7 protein-coding genes are annotated in these 13,798 nt (G+C 44.8%); 1 reads left to right on the forward strand and 6 read right to left on the reverse strand.

The features are described from left to right. Window positions 1-51 precede the first annotated feature (51 nt). From susF to DW640_RS14715, 6 genes are all read right to left on the reverse strand, one after another. Window positions 52-1,509, reverse strand: a complete 1,458-nt coding sequence (gene susF / locus DW640_RS14690; RefSeq protein ID WP_048694365.1) for a starch-binding outer membrane protein SusF — start codon at window positions 1,507-1,509, stop codon at window positions 52-54. Between the two features lie 25 nt (window positions 1,510-1,534). After that, a complete protein-coding gene (susE, locus tag DW640_RS14695) occupies window positions 1,535-2,698 on the reverse strand; it encodes a starch-binding outer membrane protein SusE (RefSeq protein WP_022472040.1) in 1,164 nt (387 codons plus the stop codon). Window positions 2,699-2,732: 34 nt separating this feature from the next. After that, window positions 2,733-4,385: a starch-binding outer membrane lipoprotein SusD gene (gene susD / locus DW640_RS14700; RefSeq protein ID WP_117578590.1), complete on the reverse strand. Its 1,653-nt coding sequence runs from the start codon at window positions 4,383-4,385 to the stop codon at window positions 2,733-2,735. A gap of 21 nt (window positions 4,386-4,406) precedes the next feature. Further along, the gene (susC, locus tag DW640_RS14705; RefSeq protein ID WP_117578594.1) at window positions 4,407-7,421 is read right to left on the reverse strand and encodes a starch-utilizationTonB-dependent receptor SusC; all 3,015 of its coding nucleotides are present in this window, start codon (window positions 7,419-7,421) and stop codon (window positions 4,407-4,409) included. Window positions 7,422-7,575: 154 nt separating this feature from the next. Next, the gene (locus DW640_RS14710) at window positions 7,576-9,792 is read right to left on the reverse strand and encodes a glycoside hydrolase family 97 protein (RefSeq protein ID WP_117578592.1); all 2,217 of its coding nucleotides are present in this window, start codon (window positions 9,790-9,792) and stop codon (window positions 7,576-7,578) included. 196 nt (window positions 9,793-9,988) lie between these two features. Beyond that, on the reverse strand, window positions 9,989-11,842 hold the full coding sequence (locus DW640_RS14715; RefSeq protein ID WP_055300731.1) for a glycoside hydrolase family 13 protein: 1,854 nt from the start codon (window positions 11,840-11,842) through the stop codon (window positions 9,989-9,991). A gap of 243 nt (window positions 11,843-12,085) precedes the next feature. Here DW640_RS14715 and DW640_RS14720 point away from each other — a divergent pair, with 243 nt between their 5' ends. Continuing rightward, a complete protein-coding gene (locus DW640_RS14720) occupies window positions 12,086-13,684 on the forward strand; it encodes a DUF6377 domain-containing protein (protein WP_016269800.1) in 1,599 nt (532 codons plus the stop codon). Window positions 13,685-13,798 lie beyond the last annotated feature (114 nt).

Genomic DNA, 13,798 nt, shown 5'->3' on the forward strand with positions numbered 1-13,798 from the left:
TTTTATTGTATTCGCGACGGCCATTCCCTGTTTCTCTGATTTCTTGTAGTATTATTCGATACGGCCTGTTCCGTTGCCGAAGTTCAGATAAACCTTTTGTCCGGTTTTACCTTGTACCGCAGCTTGGTCACCACCGTTGCCCCGGTAAGCTATTTGTCCGTCGAAGATGATAAATTCTGTTTTCCACCAGTCGCCGGCAGAGACAGCTTTCGGATTTACGCAGATTCGTACTGCGCCATCTTTCAGGAATGCCGGAGAAACAAATTCACCATCAGCCGTTCCGGGCACGGTAAATAAGTCCTGTTCTACCAGTTGTGCGTCCCAACCGTTGTATGAGGTATCGCCCATCAGATATACATTCGGCTTTTCAAATTCTATCGCTTTGTCATCGCCGATAACGGAGACATATACTAAGTACCAGCCGGCTATACCGACTTTTATGTTGCCGCCCTCGTCCGACAATCCGGCAAGGTCTTTGGATTCCTGTGAGATAGCATCTACAAAGCCGAAGTCATTGCCCCAGTTGGCTTGCGGTGCAAACTTCACCTGATCGTTAGCAGCGAAATAGAAGATTCCCCAGAAAGTTCCTTTCGTTCCGTTGACCGGAACAAGTGCTTTCCAAGCATTCGGATCACCGGCAGGAGTTCCCCAGTTGTATGCGCTGCCGGTCATATAAAGTTCGGTGGGCGCACTGTTGTCTTTCACTGTAAAACGGTAGTTGAAGGCATCGAACGAGATTTTGATCTTACCGTCCAGTGCTGTATTAATGGCTCCCGCATTTGTCCAGCTAACAAAATTATCACCGGAGTCATCACCGTCCACACTACTTCCCAAGGCTTTGGTCCAGTCTATGTCGTTTCCGTTAATAGCTGAAGCCGGGAAAATCTTGAAGTTCGAAGTACTTTCTATTTCTGCTTCCAGTATATACAGGTTTTCATCGAGAGCGTCCTTCTTCATCTGTTGGGCACTGTTGCCGTCCCAGCCTGTGAAATCACCGACTATATAATAGCCGTCGGGATCAACAGCCGGAGTTGTGGCAGGCTGCAAGGTGATGCTTACTTCATTTCCCACCAGTTGAATACCTTCACCGGAAGGAGTTACGGCAGAAGCATTAATAGAGATTTTCAATTCACGTACCACGCTTGCACGGCTTTTGTAGGCTTCCTGCGTCACACTGTCCAGTTGTGCCAAGGCTACTTTAAAGACATGATCTTCCGTCATGGAAAATGGAATGGTGTGATTCTCATTCAGTGTCAAAGAGTTGACAGCGATCTTACTGCCTTCTTCGGCTGTGGTCGAGCTTAACTTTGCAATATCTACGGAATCGGCTGTGGCCGCATCCATGACGATGCTGGCGTCTTTGCCTGCTGTGAAAGTTGCAGTCAACTGTCCCGCTGACTCTTCCTGGGGATTGGACTGGGGATCAGCCCAGTCCTTGAAATCTTCGTTACAGGCAGAAAACCCGATTGCTGCCAGAAACATCCCTATGTATATTAAATGTTTTTTCATGATGAATCGTTCTTTTTAAAGTTAATTACTTCTTTTCTCCTGTACCTGCCGTGAAGTTCAGATGGATCACATTGCCGGCTGAACCTTGTACGGAATAACCGTCTCCCTTTTCTGTCCAACTGTCAATAAGGTTGAAATCACGATAGAAGATTTCACCGTCATGGAGTGTAAACTCAGTTCTCCACCAGTCGAGGTCTGTCTTGAAGCACATACGGACTTCTCCGCTTGCAGTCATGGCAGGAGATACGAAGTTACCGTCTTTGGTGGCGGGAACCGTAAACTTCCATTCGTCGTTGAATGCCCATGAACCGCCGGTTGTGTTACCGAACAAATACACTTCAGCTGGGTAGAAAGTAATGGTAAACTGATAATCATCCCCTTTGACAGCCGCTTTGACGTAGAAGAGATACCATCCGGCGTTTTCTACGACGAAGTTGTCACTGCCGCTGACTCCTGCTCCGGCTTTGTCGGTAACCGTCACGCGGTTGTCGTTAATACCGATATACTCGTTTTCCTTTGTTCCGAACTTGAACTCGGAGTTGGCATCGAAGTAAATCATTGAATAGAACTGACCGTCCATACCGTAGACACCTGCCATCGGTTTCCATACTTTCCAGTCGGTATCCAGCATAGAACCTACAATGAACATTGTCTTGGGAGGTGTCAATGAGCTGGTGCTCTTGGAAATCAGAACGTTGGGTAACTCAATCACATTGGAAAAACATACTCCTTTTCCACTGCTTGTGATGTTGGCCTTCAGGCGGATATATACAGCTACCGGTTCGGTAGGGAGTTCTGCCTGCTCTCCGTTCACGGCCGTCCACAAGTCGAGAAGCGCATTGTTGAGTTCGGAAGCATCCACATTGATCTTTGCTGTCGGGGAGGTGCTTTCCAACACTGTATAGTTGGCTTTGCTCTCATCTGTCGCTTCTATGAAATCCTGTTCAAATGAGGCTTGTACCGTGTAGGTGGTAGCTGCCGGAAAACCGTAGTCCGGTTGCGAACAAGTGAGTTCTACAGTTTGGGCATTCTTCAGGTCATATACATTGTTGGCTGCATACGCGGGCGTATTGAGCGTGAATGTATCGGGTTCGTTCAGGATCGGATTGCTGTCATTGTCTGTTTCGCAGGCTGTAAATAGAGGCAGTGCGAAGGTGACAGCGAGTAATATGTTGGATATTTTTTTCATAATGGCATTCTTTTATATAAGGATGAACTCTTGGTTATTTATAGCCTTCATTTTGTGACATATTCCTGTTATTGTTTATATCCGATACAGGGATAGGATATTTGTTGTAGTATGAAGCGACAGATGTTCCGTTCATTGCTCCACCTTTCCAGTCCCAAAGATATTTATTGGTTGTGAACATACCGAAACGAACCAAGTCTGAACGACGGCGACCTTCCAGATAGAATTCACGTGCCCATTCGTCGATAAGTTCCTGTTCGGTTACGGTCTGTACCTTTCTTGTACAGTTGGCGCGTTTGCGAAGTTCATTGATGTCTCCTGTGGCGTCTCCTCCCTGACGGAAAATGGCTTCCGCACGTGTCAGGTATGCTTCTGCCAAACGGAACAAAGGAATATCTGTGTCAGGATAAGTAGCATGGCTGACGGGTTTTCCGTCAGAGCGGTAATTTTGCCATTTTACAATCGACAAGCCATCGGTGAATCCGCTGATCGCATCTGTCTGAATTTTGCGTCTGCCGCCTCCTACACCAGAGTATAGCAAGGCACGGTCGTCACCGGCAGCTTTGATCATGTCTTCTGTTCTGATGCCGTGTTCTGCATCGAAAGCATCGATCTGCTCATCTGTATCTAAGCCTTTGGGAATCTCAACATCGGCGGACAACATCGGCACATCATCGAGATTGGAGAAGAACTTCTTTACCATTGTGGCACGGGCAAAGATACAGGACCAGCCATTGGTTGTTCCCATACGGGGCATACCGGCTATACGAGTACCACAAACCAGATAAGTTGAACCGCCGTGGTTACGCGTCTTCACTCCATCCTGACGGATAGGCAGAATGATTTCCTGCATGGCATTTTCATTCTCGTCGTTATCGGCCATAAACAGTTCGCTGTAATTTGTACATAGCTTATATGCTGAGCCAATCACTTTGCTGGCATATTCTTCCGCTTTTGCATAATCGGTTTGTCCGGTGTATACGCCTGCATTCAGGTACAAACGTGCGCGGAGCAACCAGTTGGCGGCTTTGTCTGCACGTCCGAAGGGAGCCTGGCGAGGCTCATACATATCAGCTTCAATTTCGTTCAGTTCATTCTGAATGTAAGTATATAGTTCCGTCCCCTTCTTCTCGACAGGCAAGTCATTGCTAAAGTGTTCCTTGAACGGAGCTTTACCAAACAAGTCGAGGAAGTACCAATAATGGAGGGCACGCAGGAAACGTATTTCCGCACGTTGACGCAGTGTTTCTGCATCTGTCATGCCTTCGGTCTGGTCGAGGAAGAAGTTATATTGTGTGATGTCATATCCCAAACGGACGTAAACCCACTCTGTGCGCTGGCTGGAAGGACTCCAGCTAATGCTTGTAAGCTGAGGGATGTCCTGATTCTCCTGCCATGCCCAAAGACATTCGTCGGTAGGCAGTTCGTTGCAGTTGAAAGTGGTACGATAGAAACCGGATTCGCCTTCGTCCTGTCCGTCGAGGTCAGGAGAGCCGTCGATACCCTTTTGTCCGGTTACACCCAACATGGCATATCCTTTCACAAATACTCCCTGCTGGTCGAAACTACCTCCTGTCTGAGGGTCGATGGGACTAATATCCAGATCGTTGATACATGAAGTTACTCCCGAAGAGAGAACTGCGATCAGTGCGGCTGAAAATAGCTGTTTGATATATTTTGTTTTCATGATAAATTGATTTAATGAATGTTAGAATTGCAGACTTAAACCTAATAAGAAAGTCATAGCTCTGGGATATGGATTGGCGTCGATACCGCTTTTTACTTCCGGATCAAGGCCTTTGTATTTACTGATAATGAACGGATTCTGTACTGTAGCATATACACGCCCGCCAACACCTTTGTAGGTTTGAGTCTTCCACAGATTCTGGAAAGAATAACCTAACGTGATGTTATCACAACGTAAGAATGATGCGTTATGTATAAAATAGTCGCTCATGTAGTAATCACCTTGTCCGCTGAAACCGAGTGCGACAGCTTCGGCACTGGTGTTGCTATATGCATTATTGGAGAACAGTCCCGAAGTGCTGACGTTGGCTTTGTTGCTCAGGAAGTCATAGTACACGTAGTTGTTCAGACTGGCACGTAAGGAGAAGCTGAAGTCAAAGTTCTTATACTGCATTTTGGAGGTCAGTCCCATCAAAACATCGCCTGCCGGTTTTTTGTAGATATATTTGTCTCCGCTGTCTATTGTTCCGTTTCCGTTACGGTCAACAAACATATTTTCAATAGGTTTGCCATTTTCGTCGTATACCTGCTGGTAAACGTAGAAAGAGTTGGCAGCGTAACCTACTTTATGCGCCTGTACCTTGGTATTGTTACCTCTGGAAATCTTATCGCCTGCTTCTACGTAATAATCGCTGTCGTCGCCACCTGTCAACTTGGTGATTTCATTGTGGTTCCATGTAATGTTATAGCTGAGGTCCCAGGTGAAGTCCTTAGTCACAATCGGTTTGGCGTTGATGGAAAATTCCATACCGTAGTTTTCCAGTGAACCGATATTCTGTGTCATCTGGGCATTGAAGTTAGTTCCGACGGGAATTTTAACGCTGTTCAGCAGGTCATCCGTTTTACGGAAGTATCCGTCGATACCGCCTGTGATTCTTCCATTCAGGAATCCGAAGTCCAGTCCGGCATTCCATGTGGTCGTTTTTTCCCATTTCAGATTTTCATTGAAAGCCTTCGGGCGGGAAGTAGAGTAATACGTATCGCCAAAAGGATACTGGGCATACTCGTTATTGACTACATACAGAGGAAGATAAGCAAAATCATCACCTATGTTTTGCTGACCGGTAATACCCCAGCCTAAACGCAATTTCAGATCAGACAGGACATTTACATCTTTCAGGAAGTTTTCTTCTTTAATCTTCCATCCCAGTGCCAATGACGGGAATGTACCCCAGCGGTTGTCTTTGGAGAAACGTGACGAGCCATCCCAACGCATGGTAAAGGTAAACAAGTAACGGTTCAGCAGGGAGTAATTTAGACGGCCGAAGTAAGAGACCAGTGTATTTCTGGTTGCATAAGCTGTTTGTTCGCGCAATTTGGCGTCATGGGGTTCTTGCGTATAGGAATCCCAGCCCTGGCCTTCTTCAAATCCGTTGCGATGGAAGTGTTGTTCTTCACCACCGACCATGATGTCAAAGTCGTTTGCACCCAAAGACTTGATATACTGTACGTATATGTTGTACGAAAGGTTGTATTTATATTGGGTAACGTCGCCATTCCAACCATAGTAATTATTGCCGAATGAGTATGGAGAAACAATCGTAGTCTGTGTACCTTCCGCATATTCGCCACCTATGCTTGCGTGCAGACGGAGGTCAGGCAGGAAATGGAATTTATAGTCAACGTCTACATTTCCAACAAAGTCGTTGCTGTTCGCCTTGTCATTTTTGAGTTCCAGTGCAGCCAGCGGATTTTGGGGAGAGTTCGGATTGGACGTGTATTTCCAGTCCGGATTGCTGAAACCTGTGGTAGAATTAATATTCTGCCAGTAGCCGCCTGTAAACTGGTAAAGGTCTTCGTTAGAATAAACCGGACGGGTAGGATCGATAGCCAATGCCCCGCCAATAGCGGCACCTGTGTCGGCATAGCGGTTTTTACCGTTCATGAATTTGGCATTGATGTTGAACTTCAGATGATCTTCAAAGAAGGAAGGAGCCAGGTTCACGGAAGCAGTGAAGCGTCGGAAGTTGGATGTTTTCACAATACCATTGTCGTCTGTATAACCTAAAGATACACGGTAAGGCAGGTTCTTGAATCCTCCGTTGATAGAAACATGATGGTCGGTGCTGACAGCAGTACGGAATATCTGATCCTGCCAGTCTGTATTGGCGGTTCCTAAATCTGCCGGTAATTTGTCACCCCATAACTGATTGGCGTAAGCGCGATATTCATCTCCGCTCAATACATCATAGCGCTTTTGAGTTTTGGAGAAGGATACAGAACCGTTATAGCTTACGCTGGGAGCTTGTCCGTTCTTTCCTTTCTTGGTGGTGATAATAATAACACCGTTGGATGCACGCGAACCGTAAATGGCAGTTGCAGAGGCATCTTTCAGTACAGTAAGGGTTTCGATATCCGCAGGGTTAACCATTGATAAACCGTTTGCCATCCCTTTGATACCTTCGTTGTCAATAGCCAGACCGTCAATAACGATCAGCGGGTCATTGCTTGCATTCAATGAAGAACCGCCACGAATACGGATTTGAGCGCCACCGCCCGGTGTACCGTCATTGGAGATCACGCTGACACCGGCTATTTTACCGGATAACATATCCTGAGCATTCGTCGTAATACCTTTACTAAGTTCATCGGGCTTGATAGCCATTACCGAACCGGTCATATCGTTCTTTTTCACCTGACCGTAACCGATGACTACTACTTCGTCCAGTATTTCCGTATCGTCTTTCAGTATTACATTCATTTGTGTGGTTGCCGGAAGTTCCTTTGGCTGGTATCCGATGAATGAAACAACAATTATGTCACCTTGCTTGGCAGACAACTGGAAGTTGCCGTCGAAATCGGTAATCGTTCCGGTGGTAGTGCCTTTCACCACAACATTGGCACCTATAACCGGTTCACCCGTTGTGTCTTTCACTATTCCTTTGACAGTAATTTGCTGAGCAAATGCGTCAATGGACAAGAATATTCCAGCTATAAGCATAAGCAGGACCTTGAACATAAAGTTTCCTTTTTTCATGTTTTTGTCTTTAAAGTTAATTGTAATTTCTCTTATCATTCTCTTTTAAAAATACCTATTGAAAACCTTCTCTTCGTCATTGTTCTTAGTGCTCGAAAACACTCTCTTTTTTACCAAAATGTATATTCTCTATCTTTGTTATTTCTTTTCCTTATTATAATCTTTTCAAACCTTTAGCTTCTGATTTGTCTTTTACCTCTTTGATGCTGATAGCATATCCGCCTCCGTTAGCTGCGTGCAGGTTCAGCTTGCTCTTATTCGTCAGAATACCTTTCTTGATGGTATAAGCCTGCGGGTTCTCTTTCCAGTCGGCATCTTTGGCATCCGCGTAGACGGTAGCGATGTATTGTTTGCCCGGAGTCAGGAAGTCGAATACGAGTTTGGAGGTATGACCGTTTTCACCGGCTGTGCAGCCTACGTACCAGTCGTCCGTACCTTTTGCCTTACGGGCAATTGTGATGTATTCTCCCGGTTCTGCTTCTAGATAGTTCGTTTCGTCCCAGTCGAGAGCTACGTCTTTGATGAACTGGAAAGCGTCCATAAAACGTTCGTAGTTTTCCGGAATGTCGGCAGCCATCTGCAAAGGACTGTACATGGTAACGTATAGTGCCAACTGGCGTGCAATGGTAGAACGTACCTGAGAATTATTTGCCGGATTCATCTTGTTGCAATGCGTTTCGAAGATGCCGGGAGTGTAATCCATCGGACCGCCAACCAGGCGTGTGAAAGGCAGAATCGTTGTATGATATACTTTGTTGCCTCCGAATGATTCATATTCTGTACCGCGGGCGGATTCATTACCGATCAGATTCGGATATGTACGGCAGATACCGGTAGGGCGGGTTGCTTCGTGTGCATTCACCATGATTTTGTAATCGGCGGCTTTCTTCACTGCATACAGGTAGTGATTGTTCATCCATTGTCCGTAGTGATGTTCGCCGCGGGGGATGATGTTGCCTACATAACCGCTCTTTACGGAGTTGTATCCATTGTCTGCCATAAACTGGTAGGCTTTGTCCATGTGGCGTTCGTAGTTGCGTACAGAAGCGGAAGTTTCGTGATGCATCATCATTTTGATTCCTTTGCTGGCTGCATAGCGGTGGATTTCCTTCACATCGAAGTCGGGATAAGGAGTCACGAAATCAAACACATAGTCTTTGCTGTTGCCGAACCAGTCTTCCCAGCCTTCGTTCCAGCCTTCAACCAGTACTGCATCGAATCCGTGAGCGGCTGCAAAGTCAATGTAACGTTTCACGTTGGCTGTGTTGGCAGAATGTTTGCCGTTCGGTTTTGTTTTGGAGTAATCCGTTTCACCGAGTTTTACGCTGGTCAGTTCGTCGGTGTAAGCCCATGAGCCTTTTCCGGTGATCATGTCCCACCATACGCCGATATATTTCACGGGTTTTACCCAAGAAGCGGCATCCGCTATCTTGCATGGTTCGTTCAGGTTGAGAGTGATACGTGAAGCGAGGATATTGCGGGCGTCATCGCTCACGATAATCGTACGCCAAGGTGTGTTGCAGGGAGTCTGCATATACCCTTTGTCTCCTTTGGCATCCGGTGTCAACCAGGATTCGAATACCATATTCTTGTCGTCCAGATTGAGGTGCATACATGAGTAATCAACCAAAGCGGCTTCATGAAGATTGATGTATAAGCCATCATCCGTTTTCATCATCAGTGCAGTTTGTACGCCTGTCTGTGAGAAAGGAGTCTGAGAAGAGTTCGGAGTGATCGCTTCTTTCATCAGCCCTCTGATTTCTGATAAGCGGGAAATGGTGTAGTCATATTCCTGCGTATCATAGTCACCCGGTATCCAGAAAGCGATATGATCGCCGTTCATGCCAAACTGAGAATGCTCTTCCTTGATCACGAAGTAATTGAGTGACTTCTGCTGAGGAAATTCATAACGGAATCCCAGACCGTCATTGAACAGACGGAAACGGATAACGATAGAACGGTCATTCATGGGTTGATACAGGGTGACTGCCAGCTCGTTATAGTGATTGCGGATTTCTTTTTCTTCTCCCCAAACCGGTTGCCAGGTTTCATCAAAGGTAGCCGTTTGAGTATCCTTTACTTCGAAGCCGTCGTACAGGTTGGTCTTTGAATCAAGTTTGGTCAGGTCTCTGCGGTCCACCCAGTCGAAGTCGGTTCTGGTATTATCTTCTTTCTTCAGTTCCAGTCCGAGAGTGCTGGGTTTGATTACCACTTTGTTCTTATACGTCAGTCCATACGTTGGGGCACCTTTTGAGTCTACTTGGAAGGTCATTACCAGATTGTTGTCCGGTGAGGTTAATTTCTGTTGGGCATTCGCAATGAATGAGATGCAAAGGAATGCGATGAGCGATAAAATCTTTCTCTTTTTCATTCTATTTATGGTATTAAATTATAAGCTAACTAATATTTTTACTCCGCTCTGTTCCGGATATTGCAAATATAGCAACCATCTTGAGACTTTGGGTTGTCTAGAATAAAAATACAAGTTTATATTAATGATAATGTTTTGTTTTACAGTAGTTTATTTCTTTTCTGTATTCTGATAAATATAAGTCGAAGTGAACTTATTAAAAGGATAAAAGGTATATTCCACGACTTGGAAGTGTTAATTCATTTCTTAATTCAACCTTTTTCTCTGTCAATAAATCGAAAGCAGATGAGGCAGGAAGTATTTCTTGGTAAGGAACCAGGTCAATGGTCTGTTCCCGGTCGTTTCCATTCAGGAAAACAACGACTGATTTATCACCGTATTTGCGTTCGTAAACGTAGACACCTTTATTCGGTGCGAAATGTTTGAGCTGACCTTTGGCAATGACTTCGTTTCCTTTTCTCCATTGGAGCAGTTTTTGCATAAAGGAGAATGCTTCATTTTGCTGTGGAGTGCGGTTGGCTGCGTCAAAGCAGTTTTTTGTATCGTTCGGCCAGCCTCCGGGGAAGTCGCAGCGGAGCAGGCCGTCTCCATTCGCCTTGTCGGCTGCCATCAGGATTTCAGTTCCATAATATATCTGCGGTATTCCGCGGGTTGTCAGTAAGAATGTCAGGGCTTGCTTGTATCGGTCCAGATTCTTTGTATCTGCTTCCGAACGGTAGAAGCGGGAAGTATCGTGATTGTCGAGGAAGGTCAGCAGGCTCATTGGATGGCTGTAGACGATGTCCTGTGATAGATATTCGTAGAGTCTGAAAAGTCCTCCGTTCCATTCGGTAGTCTCTTCGTCGAAAGCCTTGTTCATCTCTTCCATTAGCGGGAAGTCCATGACAGTCGGGAGATTGCTGTTCTTCGGATAAGCGAGTCTGCTGTCTTTCTGCCAGTAGGAGATGAGTACATTGTTGCCCAGCCATGTTTCACCTACAATGTTGAACTTGGGATATTCTTCATTGACTGCTTTGCACCAGCGTGCCATCATATCGAAGTCGGCATAAGGGTGTGTATCCTGACGGATGCCGTTGATACCGGCGTATTCAATCCACCAGATACTGCTCTGTATCAGATAAGTAGCTACATGACGGTTTCTTTGGTTGAAGTCCGGCATGGTCAGTGTGAACCAACCGTCGATAGCGATTTTCTTTTCGTAATCGGAAGCATACGGGTCCATTTGAGTGGCAGTCTTGAAGCTGGTCTGCACGTAGTTGCCTTCAAAGTTAAACCAGTCTTTGGAGGGCATATCTTTAAACAGATAGTTGTCCGAACCGCAATGGTTGAAGATCATGTCCATTACGACTTTCAGCCCTTTGGCATTAGCTTCCTGAGTAAGTTTGCGGAACTCTTCGTTACTGCCGAAGCGGCGGTCTACCTGATAATAATCGGTAATGGCATAACCGTGATACGATCCTTCTTTCATGTCATTTTCCTGAATCGGGTTGAGCCATATACTGGTGACTCCGAGGTCTGCTATGTAATCCAGATGATTCTCTATTCCTTTCAAATCGCCGCCATGACGTGCGAAAGGCTCATTACGGTCTACATTTCCTTCCAGCATTCCGGGAATGATGTCGTTGGAGGGGTTGCCATTGGCAAAACGGTCCGGCATAATAAGATAAAGCACGTCGCTCGAATCAAAACCTTCTACTGCCGAAGCATTCGGCCGGCGCTGTTTAAGCTCGTAAGGGATTTTTGTCTGCTTTTTGCCTTGTTTCAGGATGATGTCAAAGTTCTGTGGAGCAGCCTTCGAAAGGTCTAAATACAGAACCAGATAATTAGGATTCTCCTGCTTCACCACTTCTTGCAGCGTGATATTATCGGCAGAAAGACTGACGTCTGCGGATGATATGCGGTCACCATATAATAGTATCTGCAATTCGGGATTCTTCATTCCTGCCCACCAAAAGGTCGGGGCTACTTTCTTTATAGTGCTTGCTGCGAATACCTGGTGAAGACCGGGTAATAATAATAGTAAGATAATGAATAATAAATTCCTTTTCATGGTAACTAGATTTTTAAAATTTGTTCGGGGGAACCGATGATGCAAATGTAGGTGAATCGGGTATGCCGTATGGCAGTTAGAAAGAAAATATAAATGCTTGTTTTGAATAGGCTGTTGATAATAAGCTTTTTATCGTTATTGCCTCTGTCGAAAAATACAAGTGAAAATGAAAATTGTTATGACGATATTTTTCGTTTTTATTACTATAATCATTATATTTGTCACATCTTAAAAAAGCACCTTATGAGAAATCTAACCTATTATCTTTTGTTTCTTCTTTTTGTTTATCCTCTTTCCTTGTCCGCAAAGCATACGGATATAAATAAGGCGGCCCTTAAAAAACTGGATGACATTATAAGTAAGAAGGAAACTTATCAGATACGGAGAGAAAAAGACATCGCTGATTTAAAAGTACAACTTGCCCATTCCACCGATCCTGCCCGGAATTATGAGTTGTATGCCTCCCTCTTTGGGGCTTACCTGCATTATCAGGCAGATTCGGCGCTTCATTATATTAACCGTCAGATGGAGATATTGCCCCAATTAAATCGTCCGGAACTGGAATATGAGATTGTCATTAACCGTGCTACGGTAATGGGTGTAATGGGCATGTACATCGAAGCTATGGAACAATTGGAGAAGATTGATCCTAAAAAACTGAATGAATGGACTTTGCTTTCTTATTACCAGACATATCGCGCCTGCTACGGCTGGCTTGCTGATTATACGACAAACAAAACCGAAAAAGAAAAATACCTGAAAAAGACCGATTTGTACAGAGATTCCATTATCGCCGCCATGCCTCCGGAAGAAAATAAAACGATTGTTATGGCGGAACGATGTATCGTGACCGGAAAGGCCGATACGGCTATCGGCATGCTGAACGATGCACTGAAAGATATGGAAGACGAACGTCAGAAAGTATATATCTATTATACCCTTTCCGAAGCATATAGCATGAAGAAAGACGTTGAGAAAGAAGTTTATTATCTGATACTGACTGCTATTGCAGACTTGGAATCTTCCGTCAGGGAGTATGCTTCCTTGCAGAAACTCGCGCATCTGATGTATGAACTAGGGGATATTGACCGTGCTTACAAATATCTGAGTTGTTCGATGGAAGATGCTGTAGCATGTAATGCCCGTTTGCGATTTATGGAAGTGACGGAGTTTTTCCCGATTATTGATAAGGCTTATAAACTGAAAGAAGAGAGAGAACGGGCCGTTTCCCGTGCCATGTTGATTAGTGTCAGTCTGTTGTCGCTGTTTCTCCTCATTGCTATTTTCTATCTGTATCGTTGGATGAAGAAAATATCCGTCATGCGTAGGAATCTAAGTTTGGCCAACAAACAAATGTCTGCGGTCAACAAAGAATTGGAACAGACCGGAAAGATAAAGGAAGTATATATTGCCCGTTATTTGGACAGATGCGTCAATTATCTAGATAAACTGGAAACTTATCGCCGCTCTCTGGCCAAACTTGCTATGTCGTCACGTATCGATGACTTGTTTAAAGCAATCAAGTCCGAACAGTTTATCCGGGACGAGCGGAATGAATTTTATAACGAATTTGATAAGTCATTCCTTAAACTGTTCCCACACTTTATTACTTCTTTCAATAATCTGCTGGTAGAAGAAGCAAGAGTTTATCCAAAATCAGACGAACTGCTGACAACCGAACTCCGGATCTTTGCCCTTATTCGTTTAGGAGTAGTGGATAGTAACAAGATTGCTCATTTTCTGGGTTATTCTTTGGCAACTATCTATAATTACCGGAGCAGAATGCGCAATAAAGCTGCCGGAGATAAAGATCGGTTCGAACAGGATGTAATGAATTTGTAAGTACACTCTAGTCTCTCTTCATGTCTCCAATAGACATAGGTATGATATGACTATTTGATTGTATATGAATGTGTAGTGTACTGAATAAGTTGACACTTCAAAAATCGAAAATAA

Origin of the sequence: Bacteroides sp. AM23-12 (assembly GCF_003434395.1) — a bacterium.
GTDB lineage: Bacteria > Bacteroidota > Bacteroidia > Bacteroidales > Bacteroidaceae > Bacteroides > Bacteroides thetaiotaomicron.

Bases quoted from the DNA above. Each gene is read 5' to 3' on its own strand.
- susF (WP_048694365.1), bottom strand. From the start codon at position 1,509: ATGAAAAAACATTTAATATACATAGGGATGTTTCTGGCAGCAATCGGG.
- susE (WP_022472040.1), bottom strand. From the start codon at position 2,698: ATGAAAAAAATATCCAACATATTACTCGCTGTCACCTTCGCACTGCCT.
- susD (WP_117578590.1), bottom strand. From the start codon at position 4,385: ATGAAAACAAAATATATCAAACAGCTATTTTCAGCCGCACTGATCGCA.
- susC (WP_117578594.1), bottom strand. From the start codon at position 7,421: ATGAAAAAAGGAAACTTTATGTTCAAGGTCCTGCTTATGCTTATAGCT.
- DW640_RS14710 (WP_117578592.1), bottom strand. From the start codon at position 9,792: ATGAAAAAGAGAAAGATTTTATCGCTCATCGCATTCCTTTGCATCTCA.
- DW640_RS14715 (WP_055300731.1), bottom strand. From the start codon at position 11,842: ATGAAAAGGAATTTATTATTCATTATCTTACTATTATTATTACCCGGT.
- DW640_RS14720 (WP_016269800.1), top strand. From the start codon at position 12,086: ATGAGAAATCTAACCTATTATCTTTTGTTTCTTCTTTTTGTTTATCCT.